Below are 20,029 nucleotides of genomic sequence, written 5' to 3'. Positions count from 1 at the left end.
TGCTACGTCTCCGTCTCCGTTGAACTTGCAGTGACTTCTTCAGGAGTCCCAATCAGAGTCCGCTCGCATCCAGATGAATTTTCATAGCTGATCGTCTGAGTGAATGTGACTGGATCGCTCCAAAGGAATTCAACGGTTAATTGCTCATCTCTTTTAGCGCTCTCATCAACTCTCGGACAAGAAGAAACGGTGTCTTCAATGAGGGAAAAATATCTGACGACATTGGTTTCACCAGGCTCTACCGGGACAAACACGTCTTCTTTTTCTTTCCCGTTCATTAATGCGCGGGTAGCTGCACCGGTTCGCTCACCCACATTCCTGACAACCACCACCAAGTGGCCGAGGCCTTCACGAACGTCTGGATGTTCAGTGGCAGGAACGACTTTCTCAAGTTCGAATGTAGTGCCCAGTTCGAGTGGGATTTCGGTTTCAACGTCATCCCCACGGAGATAGAGTGTGTGCTGGCCCCGGGGCAATGGCTTGTAGTTATCATCTCCCGCCGTTAGCAATAGGCTGGTCCGGGTCTCGCCAGGACTGAAGTAATCGCTGACGAACTCCCGACCGGACTCTGTGATGATGCTGACCGATGAGGGCTCGATCTCATCGGTCACAGCCACTTCCAGAGCCAATTGGCGGCCGTTCTTGACAATCTCAATCGACGTCTCTTCGATGTAGTCGGACTGCTCTTCTGGTGGGCCGGCGCTTCCGTCACCTCCGTCACCGCTATCAGACAGCCCGCCACTGCAGCCTGCAAGCGCGGCAAGGCTCCCGCTAAGGAGTCCAAGCACTGTTCTGCGGTCGATACTGCTGTTTCGTGGTATATTCTTGTGTGTCATGGATTATACCAACCAACAAATTTGCCTCTCGTCCAGACGTCGTAGCCATACAGCGCCAGCACAGCCGGCAACACCGTCAGGAGCGTCACTACAGCGAGGTCGATGAACTCCGCAAGGTCTGGGAGGTTCACTTCGTAGGCGACCCGCTCTTGGGTGTCTCGTACCGGGACAGCACGCCCTTGCTCCCACCAGATCTGAGCCGGGCGGTACGTGACTATCGCCGAGGAGACTTCGCCCTGGTCGACGGTGACCGTAATCGAATCATCGCCAGACAGTGACCGTTCGACCCGGGACTGTCCCGTTGCGACGGTAACGTTCCCCGCCGCAATCGGGAAGCCAGCCGTCGGTTCGACCCGGACCAGCACGTCCGTCGAGTTGTCGGTCGAGTTGACGACCTCAGAGGTGATATTGACCTCGCGGATTAGCGTCGGGTTCGTCGAGTCCGCTGGCTGTTCGATGCTGTTCCCACGGACGAGTCCGTTGATTTCGAAGTTCTCCGTCCGGAGTTGTTCCGCACTCCGAATGGTGAACCGGTCCGCCGTCGTGAACGTCTCCGAACGGTTGATCCGAATCTCCGGCGGGAGCGTCGTCCTATTGGTCGCGTTAGCGGTCGCGTTCGCCCTCGTGTTCACAGTCGCATTCGCCGGATACACTGCTTCCAGTGAGGGCACGAACCGCCAGCCGTCGGAACTCTCGTTTTGGACGCGGTTGACCGTGACCTCTGGGCCTTCCGTGGTTCGGACAGCGTGGGTTTCGAGTGGTCGTACTGGCGTGGTCGTGTTCTCCGACCAGTTTTCCCACCCGGGCGGTGAGCGGGTGTAGAACCGCCACTTGCTCTGGACTTCGTATCCCCCGTCGAACTGGACGCTCTGCCAGCTGCCGGGGATTACAGTCCCGATGCGATAGTCGTCGGTCGTGGCCCCTCTGCCGTTGGGGACGACGCCGGGCTCGACGACCATCTCCCGCTCGGAGAGATTTTCCACCCGGACCGTCCGCGAGTCCGTGACCGTCAGTTCGTACTCGTCAATCTCGTCATCGCCAATCTCCGAGATATTCGTCGAGATCGTCGTGACCAACTGGAGTTCCGTGGTCCCGTTGATATCGGTGTAGTTGAGCGTGGGCTGGGCGGCAGTGCTGTTGTCCATCGCAGTGCCGTTGGCGTACAGCGTCGTGTTCGTCGACGTGTCTACGACCTGAAAGTCGTCCTCGAAGAACTCCGAGATGTACACCCGGTAGTCGTGAATGGCACGCACGGTTCCGTTCGGACGGACCAGCCGTTCCGTGCCTCCCTGTTGATGGACGACCGTCGATGGCTCGATGCTGAAGAACGCGACGTAGGCGTCACGAATCCAGATGCCAGAGCGAGTGTCCGTGACGTTTACTGGGTACGAGGCGTTCTCGATGCCAGTCCGGAACGAGTCGTGTTCGGGCCGGTTCCACAGCGTCGTGTTCGAGGGCTCGCGAGAAACCATATCTCCCGTGCATGAGGGGAGGACGGCCAGCGTGCCGTTCTCAGCCTCGGCCCGGTCAGCCCGTGTGAGGTTCGGATGATCGGGGTCGCCAGACCACAGCGCACGGAAGAACGTGTGGTTGTGGTTGTAGGACCGGTTCGGAGGCACAACGCCTGCTGTCGCGTTGTCCCCGACAGAGGCATTGGCCGGCGGGTTCGAGGCATTCTCGTAGCACGAGACTTTCGCGCTGAGGTTCTGCCTTGCTCCGAGTTCGACGGACCTGTTCACCTCTGTCTGGTTCGCCGCTGGTCCCTGGTCGGCAGACTCGTTGCCTTCGGTTCCGTTGGCTGCTGTCTCGTTGCCTGCTGGGTCTTGGACGCTGGATTCGTTGTTTTCGGTGCGATTCGTCTGTGTTCCCTCGTTGCTGGAGCCATTCGGCGCGGTGGCGTTTTGTTGGAGTACCCCCACGCCACCGTGACTCGCGTCGGTGTAAGAGTGTGCCGTCCCCCGCTCAATCTGGGCTGGGTTGCTGCCAGTGGCCGCCGGCCCCGCAGCTGCGGCTGTCGAGAGCAGCGAGCAAAGGGCCGCGATCATCAGCAGTGAGCGGAGTGATGGCATCGTATCTTCAGAATGGCGTCACGCAGTCAGAGAAGCCGAAACCGACGTTGTCCCCGAACTTCGTGATGAGTTCTGGAGCCACGATTGCCAGCACGACGACGCCGAGGCCGACCAGCGAGAGGATAAGGTCCCGGCGAGCCTCGTTTTGCTGGTTCGGGTTGCCAGAGGCCCGCATGTACGACAGGCCACTGCGACCGACGAACACCATCGTCGCTGGCAGGCCAAGACCAGCCAGTGCGCCAAAGACGACGTCGACGCCGTCCTCGACAGCAGTGTCACAGTAGATGTTCCCGACGTCGGTCTGGCCCATCGCCGAGCCAGCAAACAGCGTGAGGATCAACAGCAGTTGGGTCGCCTGTCGCACGCCGGGCGTGAGCCACGCGTCAGCAAACCGCCGCTTCGCGTGAGTGTAGAGTGTTGGTTGTGTGTTCGATGCGTTCGATGCGTTGGTCCGTGTTGACATAGATGTCTCTGGTTTTGCGGTCTTGCTTGCCCACCGGTTCCCCACCGGTAATCCGCTACCGATCTTGTGTTGATTTTCTTACACAGTTGGTGAATCCTATTCTGAATTCGCCAGCACGTATTGACAGTGGGACTATCAAAAAACTTGTGAACAAGATGAAGAGTTCTGGATTGTGATAGGTAGTCCTACTCGGCAATGCCTTAATTTTCGGGCCGCATGAATGATAATGCTAATATACATATATATTAGTACATCAACTGGTAACTTTGTTAACTAAACTATCAGCCGCAAAGTTTCCAAACCGTATATCAGAAATTACGGCAGTTGGGGAGGTATATTGACAGTCCTAACTGGTGTTATATTTAATATAATTGGATACAAGAAGGGCATAGAAGCTGACCAATAGAATATGATTAGGCTAGTTTCATACAAGGGCAAAATCAGGGTATGAGGCGAGCCAGACTGAAACCAGACTACAGAAGATTAGATGTGGAGGGCTAGCACTGGGTGATAGTAAACTCTGGACGAGCCATTTGCATCAATATCGACGATATCAGTCGTTTAGCCGACCTCGAAGGAATATTCAGTAGTTCGTGATATTCGAGTGCTGCGCTGACGAAACGACAATGTCAATGACATCGTCAAGGCGACTAATTGATTCGAGGACCTCGATAGTCGTCCCTGTACCCGTACTCATCTCCCAGTAGTACTTCTCGCCACCTTGACCGTCGCCCGTGCGTTTCTTCCCGTCGATTGTTCCGATCATATCCAACTCAAGAAGGTGGTCCCACATACGGTCAAAGGCTAGCTTATTGACGCCAATTTCCGAACAGAGGTTTGGTTTCTCAACGCGCTCTTCAGCTTCTCGGACATGGTCATCGACGATGAGATCATCCGAATGATCAAGCGCAACCTCGCCGGCTTCGTAGAGATAGTCGATTGCCTGCCGAGCAGAACCTTTGTCCTGTGCGGCGAAGGCAGCGCACAGCGAGATAGCCGAGTCATCGACAGCTCCATCAACGAATGCACGGTCAGCGCGTCGCGAGAGAATCTGCTGGAGTTCTTCCGACTCATACGCGTCGAACTGGATGACTGAGTCGTACTGCGAGGACTTGACTTTCGGGTCCAGATTCGAGAGAAACGTGGAATCGTTCGTGATCCCGATAATCCCAAGCTTGGTGTTTTTTACATCTCCCTGCTTCCGGGCTCGAGGAATCGAATAAAGGATTTCGTGCTTGTCGCCGATTGAGTCGACTTCATCAAGGACAACCACGACAATCTCGGCGAGAATGTCAAGATCACGGCAGAGACGCTCTATGAGGTCCTCGCCGGCACCAGCGCCGGCGGGACCTCGATCAATCACGTCTGCGAAACGACTGACGACTCACCACACGCTAATACCGTCCGTGGACATCTCAGCGATCAGTTTGAACTGGATTCGGTTGAATCGGTTGGAGACACGCTGCTTCAACGAGATACGCTTGAGACACTTCCAGATCGACCGGTGGAGGTCTGCGCAGACCTCCACCTCGATCCCTACTACGGTGATGAGGACGAAACCGAGGCTCTGTACTCCTCACAGGCCAAGCGTGGAACAACGACGTTTCACGCCTATGCAACGCTCTACGTGCGCGTACGCAACAAGCGATACACGCTGGCGGTTCACCAGCTCGTTGCTGGCGAAACCACCAGCGATGTCCTCGGTGAGTTTCTTGAACTCCTTGACGGCCTTGACCTCGGCGTCAAGGCCGTCTACCTTGATCGAGGTTTCTACAACAGCACCTGTCTCAAGCTGCTGTACGCGCACAATTACGCCTATGTGATGCCGATCGTCAAGTGGGGTGAGACGATTCAAAACAAACTCAGCGAAGGCTGGAGCCGCGAGATCGAACGCGATCTCGCTGGCGAGGTGGAGTTCCCTGTGTTCATCGACTGCGTGTACCAGCAGGGACGGTACGACGAACATGGGGTGGCGCGTCACGGCTACGCCGCTGACGCGCCCTTTATCGACACGCCACGAGATGCACGAGAGCACTACAGCAAGCGCTTCGGCATCGAATCAAGCTACCGATTAGCCAAGCAGAGCCTCGCTTTCACTAGTTCTCAGGATGCTGGACTGCGGTTGGTAATGTTTGTAGTGAGCCTACTGCTTCAGAACAACTGGCGATATCTCCACTGGAGGTACGCGGCGGCGCCCCGCCGCGGGGGGCGCCGCCTCTTGCAGTGGTCGTTCACGGAGTTTTACGAAATGACGCTTCGCGCGGCTTGGACAGCACTCGGTGTCCGCAGGTCTGTTCCAGCGAATCAACCACTTGACGACCGGTTCTTCCGGTAACTGTCCATCGGGCCGGACAGCGGTCGTCAGTGGTGACACTGTCGCGTCGGCGGCAGTCCGCCGCCGACAGCGACGGTCCATCCCGAAAATCATGCTCACCAACGGTTCGAAGATGCTCCACAGCTAGTTCGGTTTGGTTCACCGCCATCAAACGGGGTTACGCGGCTGTCAATGTGATCGACTGATGGCATTTCGAAGTCGAGTTACTGCATATCTTCGTCATGGACTGGACTCGATGTTGACATTTGCTGAGAATGCGACAGGTAGCAGTCTCCGCGCAGTCAACGGCGCGGCTTCCCTACATAGGAGCACTGGTCAACTACTGGCAGTGGGTTCCGAACCGACCGATGCATTAAGCGTACACGCAAACTGATTAATAGTATCAAACGGCTATGATTGCATACGGAGTTCATGATATATGCAGAAAGTTGCTCTACGACATATAATGAGAATTTTTATCATTATAGTTCTGTTGTCCACAACAGTGGCGGGAACAGCAACTGCTGAGCCGGTGGTCACTGTTTCAACAGCAAGTGGAGAGATATCGGAGGGAGAAACAATCAAAACTACTGATGAGGTGACAATCAATATCAACGCAGCTGCGGACTCAATGATTACTGTTGTCGAGATTCGAATAGATGGAGATGTTGTCAAAACGTATGAGCCAAAATCCAATACCTTCTCAAAGACAACCACTCCCGATACCGGAGACGGAGAGCAAAATGTGGAAATAATCGTTAGTTCAGATAGGGTCACCACATTCAATTATACAATCGTACAAGATAGCATACCACCAGTTATAGAGTATACAAGCCCAGTTCAGAGATATAGTGGTAGATCCTCGCCAAGCAACGTAACCGTAGAGAATGCCTATGTGAACTTATCTGGGAATATATCAGATACTACCGGGGTTAACACTGTAAGCATCCGTCGGACATATCAACATAGCTCTAACGCATCAAGCGGTCAGTCTGTTAGAACCTATAGAATCAACAATCCTGGCAATAGGTTCAACCAACAGCTGTTTCTTGGCAGTGGCGAGAACGAACTGCTAGCCCGATACACAGATGAGATGGGGAACGTTAGACGCCATGAATTCACAATCTCTGTCTCTGATAGCGAAAACCCGAAAATAAGCCTGACAGTGCCGAACAGAACATTCAACCAGCAGGTTGAGATGCAGGTGTCAGTCACCGACAATGTCCAACTCCAGACGGTGACGGTAGAACGGCCTGATGGGACAGGATTTCGGCCAATTACAGAGAGCAATCCAGAACCAGACCCGAGCCTATTATCAACTAAGATAAGCAGAAACATCAGCTTAGATGAGGGAAAGAACAACATTAGTGTCACTGCAACAGATCGCGACGGCAATAGCGCCTCAGAGTCAGCTACGATTACCTACAACAGACAGATTGAGCCGAAAATAACTATCTACCGCAATCAGACCCAAATAACAAATGGCAACCTAAGCCTCCAAGCCGCAGTAATTCAGGGCGAGATCACGCGTGTAAGTGTTGAAACAATCAATCTCACTACCAATGATATAGTTGACCTCCAGTTAATCTATAGCGGTACCGTGCGAGAGCGGGTTGATATTGGTGAGATTATTGCCTTGGCCGGTGGCCGAACCCAAGTACAAGTGAGTGCCACTGACTCAGAGGGGGAGCTACATACTAATGTACTAGTAGCTGATAATAGATCTGGAAAGGTATTTATTAATGAGTCCTCGTTAGCTGATGAGAGGTCAGCTCAAACCGCTACCGAGACACAGGCTGTGAGTAATGAGAGTAGTAACGACTCGAACAGCTCAAACACACCAGGTACAGATGAAGCAATACAAGAGACGATTACTGCCACAACAACAGGAGCCACGACTGAACCAACTGAAATACCGGCCAGCACGGCAATAGAGGCAACTGGTGTCTCGGTAGTTGTTGCCAAAATAAATCAAACGCAAATACAGCTTGGTGATACTGTTACCGTTAATGCCTCCATCGAGAACAGAAGGAGAATAAATCAGGACGTAGTGGTTCCAGTAGCTGCCAATGGGGAGGTAATCTACACTCAAAATAAGACGATTCCTAAGAATTCGACTATAAATATGAGTCTCCAGTATACTGCAAATAAACCCGGAAATGTCTCACTACAGGTTGGTAGCGCTCCCGCCGGAAAAATTAGTGTTAGTGAGGATTCGGGACTTGTTCCTCTGGATTTGGTTCGAAACGGACTAATCGTATTCGGTAGCATCGTCATAGGTGGGTACTTAATCCTCAAATCGTTAGCTATCTACCTCGGGTACTAACTCAACTACCCCACCCTACTTTGCTCAGTCTGACGACTTCACTCGTAGAGGGTAGGGCTCGTCCGTGAACTCGGGATTGAACCCATCGAGGTAGCCGGTAAATCCGGCGTTCGGTTTCAACGTTTCAGACTTCAGGACAAGTTGACTGTCGCCAGTCCGCCAAGACGACTGTTGGCCTCAACGGGCATACCGTATACGGATATTCTTTACCGCGTTGTGATCTGAATTCGCTTCCAATCCACAGTTCATGCACTGGAAGTCGTTGCGCGACAAGCGATTCTCATCTACCGTGAATCCGCAATCAGAACGCCGCTATGACGTGTACGCCGAGCCGACTTGAAGCCGATGGATTCCTACATCCCGATATAGCCCGCCGTTTCCACCTGCTGTCAATTAGCACGCGTCGATCCTAAATGTCCAAAGGCGCACATATCAATCGCTCGTCAGTCACAATCACGTACTTGCGCCATCATGGACCTGCGTAAAAGCAGGCCCTGGCGCTGGGTTGCGGTCTGTCACAACGGATAATAGATCCAAGAGTTACCGCAACCCATATTAGAAACGTACGCAGGTCGACAAAAAGATAGAGGTATCGTTGTCTCAATTAGAGCGTCGCCGTGAGGTGCAAAGACTCACTTTGCGCACGCGCTGGTCATAGGAGTCGTCTAGTGTGCTCTATTGAAACTGCAAGACAGAAAGACGATTAGAGCGTTCTAGCGAGTTTCTTGATGTTGTTGAGAGCGAAGAGAAGAACGATTTCACGGAACTGTCGGTACCAGAACCGCGAACGCAGGGCAGCGGCCTGCGTTCGCTTGACCGAGGAGCACGTTGTTTCAGCCATCCAGCGTTGCGTGTAGCCCTTTGCTCGGATGAGTGCGTTATTGGCGGTTGCCATCATCGAAGATCCGCGGTAGTGAACGAGATACTCGACATTGAGCGCAGCAACTTGGTATTCCCTGTTCCAGTCTTGGAACCCATTGTCGGCGACGACAGACCGCAGGTCGTCCACGTTCCGGTGGACGACCCGCGGTCCAGCCTTCGTGTCGTGTTCACGCTCGATACAGCAATGTACGTCCAGCACTGCTAACGACTCTGTATCGGTCAGCGTCGTCGCTTTGATCGTTTTTACGCGCCGGCCACAGCGTTGGAGGTAGTGTTGAGAAGCCTGCTGCCGCTCGATGAATGTGCTGTCCAAGGCAACGTGGCCTGATTGCGGGAGTTGCTGCGCTGAAACGCGCAGCAACGCCCGCCAGATGTACATCGCATACCGGTCGAGTGAGTGGTAGAACGTGGTTGGATCAGGTAACGTATCCGAGTGAAGGCCGAGTCGGTCGCATATCTCCGGCATGAGACCGAGCCGATCAACAAGCTCGGCGTGGCTGTGGTCTTCTTCTTTACGAATGCAGTGAGCGACTATGTGGGCCTCGCGGGCAAGCCCGCCCGAGTCGGGCTTGCCCGCTTGCTTCCCCTGCTCTGTTGAATAGCGGTGTTGGTCGGGGTAGTCGGAGTTTGAGTTGCTCGTTAGTAGCTGACGCTAGTGGTCTCAAGACCAAGATAGTCTCAGTGTGGCTCAGAGGGCGCTATTCACCTATGGAAACGCTGCTGTCTACACAAACCACCGTTTTCGAAAAAATAGTTTCGCCGTACTGTGGTCTGCCGTTCTCCCAGCTGGCAGGCGGCGGATATCTTCAGGCGGTGCGGTCGCGATACGGCGATAGCTGTCGCTAACGCTGGCCCCGACCGACCACTGAGGGCCGCCCGCCCGGCGGCCCTCAGTTCCCTCGTCTACGCACTCACATCAGGTGGATCGTACACCTCGCCTCGGTCTAGCATGTGGTAAATCAACACCAGCATTTTCCGAGCGCAGGCTACGATCGCCTTCTGTGAATTCTTCCGGCTTGCTAGCCGCTCATAGAAACGGCTTAGATACTCATCGTTACAGGTGTGAACTGCTGTATTTGCAGCCTGGACGAGCAACCACCGGACACGACCGGATCCACGTTTCGAAATACTCCCCTCGATCCGCGAGTCGCCTGACTCGCGGATCACCGGGTTCAATCCGACATAACTGACGACCGATTTGTCACCGTCAAACCGACTGATCTCGCCTAACTCGGCGTAAATCGACAACGCCGTATAGTAACTCACGCCGGGAATCGTCATCAGCAGCTGGGTCTCCTTCAGAGACCCAGCGCGCTCTTCGATCGTTCTTCGAGGTTCTGAATTTCCTCGGTGAGCGTCTCAATCAACTCGATGTACGACTCTAGTAACGAGTCCCATGGTGACGGGATCGAGAGTTCCCGCAGGAACTCTCGTCCCTCTATGGTTATCGGCTTCACGTCCTCAATGATACCGTGGTCGGAAAGGAGCCCGTGGATCTTGTTGGCGTATTTGGTACGGTTTTCGACTAACGTCTGTCGCCCGCGCACGAGTGCGCGGGCTTCCCTGACTTCGTCGGTTAGAACATAGCTTTCAGGGACAGAGTTCAGCCGTACCATCCGCGCTAGTTCTTTAGCGTCGACGCGATCAGTTTTCTTGTCGGTGTCAGCGATCTGATTCAGCTCCTTCGGGTGAGCGACAGTCACATCCAAATGTTCCGACAGCGTATCGTGGATGTGGTAGTAATTGCTGGTCGCTTCGATTGCGGCTTCAGCACCAGCGTATCGCTGGGCGAGGTCGTCGAGGTTCGCGTTCTCGACGCGAACCTCTTCGACGATCTCACCAGCCTCATCCACTACTGCCACCTGTGCGTACCGTTTGTGGAGGCTCTGGTGAATCACTGGACGGCGTCGGCTTCGACCGTCAGAATTAGGAAGATGAAGCGGGAAACCGTCGCTGATTCATATCTAAGATCTCCCGCTTCACAAGCAACGTCGTTCAGTTAGCTAAAAATGCTGTTGGTGAGCGAGGCGAAGTCGCCGCCCCCGAAGGGGGTGGCGGCTTCGCCGAGTATGCGGTAGTGTCGCTGCACTGTCTGCGGGTTTACCTGGAAAAATCCTACCGAGAAGCACTTGATTTGCTGAACGAGATGCCACAAATACTCGGGGAGATCGGCCTCAACGCGGCCGATCTCCCCGACCACTCTACGCTAGTCAAGTGGTTTGACAGAATCAAGACAGCGATCTGGCGAGTGCTGCTGCGCCTCTCGGCGCAGGAGCACGAGCCATCCGGTCACGCCGCTATCGACGCGACGTTTTTCGACCGGGAAAACGCTAGCAACCACTACTGCCGTCGGACGAATTACCGGGTTCAGACGCTCAAAGCGACAGCTCTCGTCGACACAGAAAGCCAAGCGATTCTGGACGTTCACTGTACGACTGAGAAACGTCACGACACACAGCTCGGCTGGCAGGTCGCCCGCCGCAACGCGGGCGACCTCGCCAGCCTCGCTGCCGACAAAGGCTACGATTGGATGGAGTTACGTAAAAAACTCCGCGAAAAGGGGGTAAGACCGCTAATCAAACATCGTGAGTTCCGGCCCATCGATCACGCGCATAACGCGCGGATCGATGGGCCTCGATACCGCCAACGAGCGATGTGTGAGACCGTCTTCTCCACGGTTAAGCGCACGCTCGGCGACGCCGTGCGTGCGCGAACTTGGTACGGTGAATTTCGTGAACTCGTTTTGATGTGTGTCGTTCACAATATCAAGCAGTCTCTGAAACAGTGAAATCAAGCTCCGTCTGGCGATTCACCACGGCCATCTGTTTAAAACGCTCACGGAAGGGCTCCTTGTATGGCGTCTGGCTCTGCATTTCCAATAACGCAATCGAGAGAACTGGCTCATTTTTTGATTTGACAAGAAGTTCATCAAGCAGAAACTTGAGGCGGTTTTCGGGATTAGTTGTCCTGATATTGTGAACTGAGTCGGCAAGTTCCTCCAGAAGGTAATCAAGGAACGCTGTGAGGAGTTTATTTTTTGTATCGCAGTGGTAATGTACTGCAGTCGTAGTCTTTCCATATTCGTCTGCAATCTGTTGTATCGTAAGATCTGCATACCCATACTCGCATAGTACCTGATAGGTTGCCTTCATTATCGCCCTTTCAGGTTCTGGAAAACTCTGGCTTGCTAAATCGTCCATTAGGTACTGATTTCAAGTTCATCTGTATAATAGATGTGACTTCTTTGACGAGTTGAATAGCAACTAGCTCATAAACAGTTATTGCGTGGTATGTAGTTTCACCAAGATTATATCTGGCAGGCAGTGGGCATAATACATGAGTCTATCGCAGTTCTACTCGACTAAATGGGTAAGCATCGCTATTTGCGCTTGCTTACTTCTCAGCATGGCGACGCCGGTAGCAGCGGATTCGGTAGTCATTGGCGAGCCGGGAATCAGTGCTTCGACACCGGAACCAGTCGTCAGCGCTGAATCAGCCCAATCATTGCAAGTTGTCCTTGTCAATGATGGTGAACTCAGAAAGGGCAACGAAGCAGCGTTTGAAGAGGAAGTACAGCGTGCAAAAAATGTTCAGGTTGAAATACAGGATGATAAGCTCGACGCACCAATTGAAGTAAAATCAGGTAAACAGACAATTGGGACCATTGCTGACGGCCAGCAGGTGCCGCTTGATTTCAGGATTGAGGTCGGCAACGCCAAACCAGGTATATATGAGGTCCCAGTCGTAATCGAATATTCGCACACGCGAGCGGTAAGTTTCGGACCACTTGACGACACGGAACGGCAAACGCGCTCAGGAGAGGTTGTCCGAGACATAACTCTTGAAGTTGAAAATGAACCCCGATTTAATGTCACAAGGGTAGGTAAAGACAGTATCATCGCAGGTGACAACGGTATGGTTCGCTATACCGTTGAGAATACCGGGACACGCGCCGCAACGAACGCTGAGGTCACTTTCACTACGACCACTGAAGGAACGTTCTTCGGAAAGGCAGCAAGCCCTTCACAGAATACCGCTCGTTCGATTGGCTCACTGGCACCTGGGGAAGACACAACGGTGAGTGTTCGAATGGGTGCCAATGAAAATGTAGACTTGGGCACATATCCAGTCACAGCAACAATTGAGTTCGAAAACGGAAACGGCATAACAGAGACAGCTGATACTGCGCGAGCGAATTTTACTGTCCAAGCAGACCGATCATTTGAAATCAGTGAGGTTCAGGCAACCGATTTCAGAGTAGATGAACCTGAAGCAACACTCCAAGCTACCATTACGAACGAGGGGCCAGCACCTGCACAGAATATGGTCGTTCGCATCGGCCAACAGGAGCAGCTTCCACTCACAGTAACTAGCGGTGAAGCGGCAGTCGGTGATCTGGCTGTTGGTGAATCCGCTGAGGTGTCGTTCACAGTTAATATCCCCGAGGAAGCAGAGCCGGGCTCAATTTCTGTTCCATTAGATCTTGAATATGAAAACGATGCTGGCGATGTTCTTCGACCGTCGACACCACTTCGGCAGCGTGTCGTCATCGGTGAGGAGCGTGACCGATTCCAAGTTATCGGAACAAATACGACAGTAACGCCGGGTGGCAGCGGCGAGATGACAACTACGATCAGGTACACCGGAAATGAAACAGTAACGAACGCGAATATCAAATTATTCACTAATGACCCGCTATCGTCTTCAGACGATGGTGCTTATCTCGGCACTGTTGAGCCCGGTGAGACTGTAACTGCAACGTTTCGAGTGAGTGCTTCCGATACTGCCCTAACAAAAGAGTATAGTTCATCAGTTGAGATTCGGTACGATGAGTCCGACGGAGATACACGCTTTACTGGCTCACTTACCATTGGCGTCCCAGTTCGTGCAGCCGATTCCGGTGGGTTCCCACTAATTCCGGCGGCTGCGGTTGGGATGGCTGCACTTGTCGGTGGCACTATCGTTGTATACCGACGGCAAAATTAATCTCAGATAATACGATGATGAGCTTGCGAACGATATTTGCACGGCTTGGACGACTCATTCAGAGTCGGCCACTGATCATGCTCACAGCCGTAGTTGTTGTCACTGGGATAGCATTTTCCGGTGCCGCACAGATTGAAAGTGTCACCGGGGACCGCGCATTTGTCGGTGAAAATCCCACATTAAATACGTATGATGATAATTTCGACCGCGGGACGATTGCTACCCTTGTGCGGGGAGAGGTTACAGAACCCGCGACAATGCGGGCTATCGATCGATATGATCGACGAATGTCCGAAGTTGATGACGTTGAACAAGTAATCAGCCCTGCTGATCAAGTGCGAGCAGAGTATGGCCGTATTCCTGGATCACAAGAAAAAATACAGCGGGTTGTTGGGAATCCAGACTCAACGGTAGTTACCATCGTTCTTGAACCCGGGCTTACACAGCAACAATCCCGGCCTATTTATACAGATGCTATTAATGCCAAAGAATGGGGGGAATTTCCGAGCGGCGTGAGCGTTACAATTACTGGTTCAGCAGCGTTCTCGTCGCAACTTTCGGGACTCATTCAGCAGAGCACGCAGCAGTTGCTCGGGTTAGCTGTAGGGCTAATGGTTATCGCCCTATTCTTCTTGTTCCGGGGTGTTCGACTCCGCTTGCTCCCGATAGTTGCGGTCTTTGTCGGTGTAATTTGGACGTTTGGAGCGATTGGGTACGCAGGTATCCCAAACTCAACGTTGACCAGTTCTGTGTTCCCAATTTTGATCGGATTGGGAATTGACTATTCTATACAGTTTCATGAACGGTACGAAGAAGAGCTTGAAAATCACCGCCCACGCGAAGCGTTGCCACTAGCATTGGGTGGTGTTGGCCCACCCGTTCTAGTTGCGATGTTCTCAGCGGCACTTGGATTCGGAGCAACGTGGGTTTCCACAATCGGATCACCAGCGTTTGTCTGGTTTGCACAAACGTCTATTTTCGGTGTGGTGCTAACATTTATCACTGGATTGTTTGTGCTCTTGCCAGTCCTCACACTCTGGGTCCGCTTCCGTAGCACATCTGAAGAGGAGGCCAGTCCCTCCCATGAGTCGGAGTTCCCACCACAGGAACAGACCGGAAGCAGTAACATTGGCCGTCTTGGACAGGCACTCGGGCGGACATCACGCACTCTTGCAGCTAATCCTTTCATTGTTCTCTCTATTGCGATTGTTGTCGCAGCTGGTGGGTTTGCGGTCAGTTCTGATCTAGAAACGACTGCGGATACTGAGGAATTCATTCCACAGGACCTGCCGGCCTATACCGATCTCCAGGAGTTTCGATCTGTCGCTGGGGGTGGTGATGCCGTTCAGTACAGCATTCTTGTTAGTGGGGAACAATTGCGCGACCCAGACGTGTTACGCTGGATGGAGAGGTTCCGCGTCATCGCCAGTGATAAGCAACAAATTACCAGTGTCTCGACACCAGCAACGCTGATTAAACAGCATAATGGCGGAACACTACCAGAGACAGAACGTGAGGTTAGACAGACTTTAGCAGCCATCCCAGACGATCAAAAAGCCCAGTATTACAGCAACGGCCATGCACAGATCCGGATAACTGCTGAACAAGACATGAACACCGACGAGGAACTTGGCTTGTTCGACACTATTGAGACATCAATCGCATTAAGTCAGCCTCCATCCGGAGTCGATGCCAAGCTTACAGGGCAATCACCCGTATCGACACCATCGATCGTTGAGCAGATCGAAAATCGGAATGCAACGACTGGGCTTGGATTTGCCCTTGTTTTTGGGGCATTACTCCTCTACTATCGAAACCTGCTTCGGGCTGTTGCCCCGCTTGTCCCGATGCTATTTGTCATCGGCTGGCAAAATCTCTATATGTTAGCTCTGTCAATATCGGTGTCGCCACTTGGTGCGTCTCTTGGCGCAATGAGTGTCGGCATCGGCGCAGAATACACGATCATCGTAATGGAACGTTACTTCGAAGAGGTCGAACAGACTGGTATTTCCCGGCTTGATGCAGTCGAAACCGCCGGATCGCGTGTCGGCAAAGCGATTACCGTGTCTGGGATGACCACTGTTTTCGGGTTCTCAGCACTCACGCTATCACCATTCCCTATTCTAGCTGACTTCGGGTGGCTAACTGTGGGTGTCATCTTCCTCACCCTCATTGCCTCTCTGGCAACCCTACCACCGACGCTTATAGCCCTTGGGCGTCTCTCGGATAAGATTGAGTCAGTCCGCGCAGATAAAGCAGCTTCACGAAACATAGTGCCATCAGAAACCGATGATTGAAACCATCCTTGTCCCAGTTGACGGATCACCGCAAGCTATTCGTCTTTAGTTAGGCCTCACACCTCGGTTATGCAGCGGTGGCGAGCGTCTCTTGCAGTATCGGTCGTTGCTGGTGAATTTTCTGAGCATCCTCGATCAGCCGCTCTAACAACGATGGCGGCGAGTAGCCGAGGTACTCACCGAGTTCAAAGAGGATGAGCTGGGCGTGCGATCGAAAGGTCGCCGCCCAGCGTTCCGGCGGAAACACGATTTCGTCGTCGGCTTGTTCGGTGACCAGACCCAGCAGATCACGGCTCACTAACAGCGACAGCAACGCCGCATATATCAGGATCTCCATGATATACGTCTTACTCGTATCGAACTCATCCAAGTTGTACTGCGTCTTCAGCTCACGAAACAGCAGTTCTACCTCCCACCGACATCGATAGATCGTTGCTAGATCTGCTGGCAGAAACTCCTCTCTCGGGAGATTCGTAATGTACAGATGGTAGTTGTCGGCGTCTGCGATGAGGACGCCGACGACACGAAACGTCTTGCTGTCGTATGATTGTGTGCCCGCGTACTCTCGTCGCTGAAACGTCGCTTCCACTTCTACATCAATGTGCTCTCGGTAGAGGTTGTCCACGACATCCTGGATCTTCTCCCCTTCCAATGGAATGGCGTCGCCACGCCATTCCCGTAATTCCGCTGTTATTTTCGGGTTTGCGTTCGGTTTCAGCCGACTCACGAAGTATCCGTTATTCTCGTCAATCAGCGCAAAACGGCGGTACTTGAAGTACGCTTGATCGAACAGTACCAACCGATCTTTTAGCCATGATCCCGTAGAAAACTCGGTGCCGTCGTGCGCTTTCTCGTCAGTGATGCTGAACCGATCAATCGTCTGGCCAGTGACATTATGGAGCAGGTGGAGCCCGCGGCGGGGAGGAGGTCATTCAGGGAATAAACAGTTCTCGATGTAGCGCTGGAACTCGGCTCTGGTGTAGTCGATGGGCTCCTCGTCGCTTGTAATCTGCTCTGTCTGAATACCGATTAAAACGGTGTGGAACAGCGCGGCTGTTTGGGATGGATTCTCGACATCGAATGCGCCTGCATCGACGCCCGCCCGGATAGCACGTGCAATTTGTTTCCGAATGAAATCATCACTCCTACGAAAGAGGCGGCCGTAATTGTCGTCGTGTGCTGCTTGCGCTCGCAGTTCAATTATAGCCTGGGTAAACTCGAGATTGTTGTTGCCGTTGGTGCCAAACATCTCGTCAACGATTATTTCGATATACTCTTCAGGCGACTGGTTGGGAAGTGGGACCTGGCTTTCGACCTGCTCCAACATATAGTCCAGAAGATCTACTAGCAATTCGTCCTTATTATCGTAGTGGTGATATATGAGTGACTGGCTTTTTTCGAATTCATCGCCTATTTTTGAAATAGTTAGGTCCGCGTACCCGTGCTGACGTAATGCATAGAATGTAGCTTCAAGAATCTCTTCTTGGGTTCCCTCTGGATTCTGGAAGAAGGATATCTCGTTAGTCATCTTTACCCCGACTATTTTTTGGTTGTCTGGGACGGTTCAAACTGCTCACGGCTCTATTACCCACTGCGTATGACACAGGGTCAAACTGAGTTATGTTTTTTATCATTGTGCTGAATAGCGAGTACAAGCCGCAGATGGCTGTATAATTGATTATTCATTCGGCTAACTTAAGCATATTGTTGACCACTGTTCTATCGGAGTGCACGAGACTGTCGGATCCTCTTCTATGTGGCCGTGACATTGCGCCTGTCCAGATTATAGGGGCGCTTACGTCTAGACCTTATTGGTGAATCAAGGCACAGCTCGAACGATTTTCTTGAACGCGTCTTGACTAGATTTGTAAGAGTCCGCCTGTGGAGTTAGAGCCCCTGAGATACGGCCACAGCCTGTCCTTTGAGGTAATTCGGTGCGGCGAGAGGCACCGTTGTTGGTCAGTTGGGTTGCGATTCGCATTTTACTGTTCCTTCTCATCTGACCCTGTGACGCTCCCGTACTCGGAGGTGTCTGTCGTAGGCTGACTTTCACGACTCCATGACGTACTTCAGGCTCCGGGGGTTCAGTGGATTTTTATAGAGCCTCTCTTGATCCGGTTTTATGTGTCGGTCAGTCCGGTGACCGAAACCAACAGGGTAATATGCACCCGCACCTTTTGATTGATTACTTAGTAAACGCAAAATGACACAGAACACACTTCCTAACCCGCCGTCGTTAACCACCGTCCTGACTGCCGTTTTACTCGTGGGATTCGTTGTTAGTGCGGTCCCCAGTATTGCAACTGCTCAGGCATCAGAATCTGGGGACGTTGTTGGAAACCCAGATGTCACTTTTACAACTTCATCTGAGCCGTTATCAGCCGACACCGCCGATGAGCTCACAGTTTCGATTGTTAATTACGGTCAGATTATCCAGCATGGTCCATCGCAGTACGAAGATAGTGTTATGACTGCTAGAGGACTATCCTTTGAGATAGATGACGGGGATACTCCAATTGATGTCCAAACTGGACAGGTATCTGTTGGTAACTTTCCAACTGGAAGTATAGAAAAGACTGTCTCTGTTATAGTCCCAGACAATGCTGAACCGGGAACATATAAACTCCCAGTCAATTACGAGTATTCATATACCCGCCATATTCGCTATGGGCCCAGTGGACCTACTGAGGGAAGCGACTCCACAAAAACGAAAACTGGCTCAATAACAGTTCAGGTTCGGGAAGATGCTCGGTTTGAGATTGTTGAAGCAAATGCGACAACGCAGGTTGGCGATAACAATGATGTCTCGTTCACACTCAAGAACACCGGCTCAGAAATCGCGAGAGGTGCAAATATCAATGCAGAGTCACAGAGTAGTTCGCTAACGTTCGAATCCGGAGATACGTCTTCGACAGCATCTGTCGGCGACTGGGAACCAGGGGAGATCCGGACTGTCAGTTATAACGCTGCACTTGAGTCCGACGCTCCTGTACGAGGGTATTCAGTTAACTTGAAAATAAACTACGATGATATCGATGGAATTGACCGAACATCAGACCCGATTACGACCACGGTCCAATCGATCCGCGAGCAGGATTTCATACTTAGTAACGTGGAGTCACAACTTCGTGTCGGTGAGGACGGTGACTTGATTGGTACCGTACACAACGACGGGCCCCTGCCGGCACGCAACGTCGTGGTACAGTACACTGGGGAGGACCAGAGTGTGATTCCAACGGAAGATTCAACTGCCGTAGGAACGCTTGATCCCGGTCAATCTGAGTCTTTCTCGTTGCCGATTGCAATCAGCGGTAGCGCCGAGTCTGGGCTCCGTTCACTTGACATGGCCATCAAATACCGCAACGACGAAGGTGAGACAAGGACTTTCGATGAATTGGCTGTAGACGCCGAGGTTGCTTCTGAGCGCGATCGCTTTGATGCCACGATTGAAAACCGTACTATCCAAGCAGGTGGTTCCCGTGCTGTCGATGTTGCAGTAACGAACAACCTCAACGAAGTCGCAAGCGATGTCGAGGTCCGACTGTTCGCCGACGATCCGTTAGACACGGGAGATACCGACACGGGGTACGTTCAGTCACTTGACCCGGGTGAGACAAAAACGGTGACGTTCGAGTTGACTACCACCGGGTCTGCAACAGTGGGGAGTACCTACCCTATCTCTTTGGACTTCCGATATGACGACACCGAAGGCGACAGCCATCTCACCAAGACTTACCGACTTCCAATTGATGTAATCGAAAGCCAAGAGGGTGGGCTACCGTTGCCAGTTATCGCCGTTGCGCTCCTCGTTATTGGAACGGCGGCGCTCGTCATCTATCGGAGGCAGCAATAGCTG

The 20,029-nt window shown here is 52.6% G+C and carries 11 protein-coding genes and 5 pseudogenes; 6 read left to right on the top strand and 10 right to left on the bottom strand.

Annotated features, from left to right (window positions below):
* Window positions 1-2 precede the first annotated feature (2 nt).
* The 4 genes from RR_RS01160 to RR_RS21815 form a co-directional block, all read right to left on the bottom strand.
* Window positions 3-836, bottom strand: a complete 834-nt coding sequence (locus tag RR_RS01160; protein ID WP_011222341.1) for a hypothetical protein — start codon at window positions 834-836, stop codon at window positions 3-5.
* Complete coding sequence (locus tag RR_RS01155) at window positions 833-2,905, bottom strand: hypothetical protein (RefSeq protein WP_011222340.1); 2,073 nt, start codon at window positions 2,903-2,905, stop codon at window positions 833-835. Before RR_RS01155 ends, RR_RS01160 begins: the two co-directional genes overlap by 4 nt.
* Before the next feature lie 7 nt (window positions 2,906-2,912).
* Window positions 2,913-3,368 (bottom strand): pilin, encoded by a 456-nt coding sequence (locus tag RR_RS01150; protein WP_011222339.1) that lies wholly within the window; start codon window positions 3,366-3,368, stop codon window positions 2,913-2,915.
* A gap of 583 nt (window positions 3,369-3,951) precedes the next feature.
* Window positions 3,952-4,641 (bottom strand): Cdc6/Cdc18 family protein, encoded by a 690-nt coding sequence (locus RR_RS21815; protein ID WP_394297552.1) that lies wholly within the window; start codon window positions 4,639-4,641, stop codon window positions 3,952-3,954.
* A 3-nt stretch (window positions 4,642-4,644) separates the two neighbouring features.
* On the opposite strand from RR_RS21815, the pseudogene RR_RS01140 reads away from it, so the two are divergent.
* Both RR_RS01140 and RR_RS21305 read left to right on the top strand, forming a co-directional pair.
* Window positions 4,645-5,703 (top strand): annotated as a pseudogene (locus tag RR_RS01140) (ISH3 family transposase); the annotation flags it as partial.
* A gap of 484 nt (window positions 5,704-6,187) precedes the next feature.
* Entirely contained in the window at window positions 6,188-8,008 is a 1,821-nt protein-coding gene (locus RR_RS21305; RefSeq protein ID WP_232508502.1) for a hypothetical protein, read from the top strand.
* A 177-nt stretch (window positions 8,009-8,185) separates the two neighbouring features.
* On the opposite strand, the pseudogene RR_RS23045 reads toward RR_RS21305, so the two are convergent.
* The 3 pseudogenes from RR_RS23045 to RR_RS21805 form a co-directional block, all read right to left on the bottom strand.
* Window positions 8,186-8,302, bottom strand: a pseudogene (locus tag RR_RS23045) (zinc ribbon domain-containing protein); the annotation flags it as partial.
* Between the two features lie 409 nt (window positions 8,303-8,711).
* Window positions 8,712-9,512: pseudogene (locus RR_RS01135) on the bottom strand (transposase); the annotation flags it as partial.
* 281 nt (window positions 9,513-9,793) lie between these two features.
* Window positions 9,794-10,788, bottom strand: a pseudogene (locus tag RR_RS21805) (IS110 family transposase).
* A 62-nt stretch (window positions 10,789-10,850) separates the two neighbouring features.
* Between RR_RS21805 and RR_RS01125 the strand changes: the two are divergent.
* Window positions 10,851-11,678, top strand: a complete 828-nt coding sequence (locus RR_RS01125; protein WP_049938460.1) for an IS5 family transposase — start codon at window positions 10,851-10,853, stop codon at window positions 11,676-11,678.
* Here the strand turns inward: RR_RS01125 and RR_RS01120 are convergent.
* Complete coding sequence (locus tag RR_RS01120) at window positions 11,656-12,090, bottom strand: TetR/AcrR family transcriptional regulator (RefSeq protein ID WP_011222329.1); 435 nt, start codon at window positions 12,088-12,090, stop codon at window positions 11,656-11,658. The genes RR_RS01125 and RR_RS01120 overlap by 23 nt on opposite strands.
* Window positions 12,091-12,226: 136 nt before the next feature.
* On the opposite strand from RR_RS01120, the gene RR_RS01115 reads away from it, so the two are divergent.
* Window positions 12,227-13,876: a COG1361 S-layer family protein gene (locus RR_RS01115; protein WP_011222328.1), complete on the top strand. Its 1,650-nt coding sequence runs from the start codon at window positions 12,227-12,229 to the stop codon at window positions 13,874-13,876.
* Between the two features lie 14 nt (window positions 13,877-13,890).
* Window positions 13,891-16,173 (top strand): efflux RND transporter permease subunit, encoded by a 2,283-nt coding sequence (locus RR_RS01110; RefSeq protein ID WP_011222327.1) that lies wholly within the window; start codon window positions 13,891-13,893, stop codon window positions 16,171-16,173.
* Window positions 16,174-16,240: 67 nt separating this feature from the next.
* Here RR_RS01110 and RR_RS01105 read toward each other — a convergent pair.
* Window positions 16,241-17,083: pseudogene (locus RR_RS01105) on the bottom strand (IS4 family transposase); the annotation flags it as partial.
* An 18-nt stretch (window positions 17,084-17,101) separates the two neighbouring features.
* Window positions 17,102-17,701, bottom strand: coding sequence for a TetR/AcrR family transcriptional regulator (locus tag RR_RS01100; RefSeq protein WP_004967007.1), 600 nt, complete (start codon window positions 17,699-17,701; stop codon window positions 17,102-17,104).
* 675 nt (window positions 17,702-18,376) lie between these two features.
* On the opposite strand from RR_RS01100, the gene RR_RS22740 reads away from it, so the two are divergent.
* Window positions 18,377-20,026, top strand: coding sequence for a COG1361 S-layer family protein (locus RR_RS22740; protein ID WP_011222325.1), 1,650 nt, complete (start codon window positions 18,377-18,379; stop codon window positions 20,024-20,026).
* The last annotated feature ends 3 nt before the right edge of the window (window positions 20,027-20,029 follow it).

It is taken from the genome of Haloarcula marismortui ATCC 43049, from assembly GCF_000011085.1.
Taxonomy (GTDB): Archaea; Halobacteriota; Halobacteria; order Halobacteriales; family Haloarculaceae; genus Haloarcula; species Haloarcula marismortui.
This window is presented reverse-complemented; position numbering and strand designations above follow the sequence as displayed.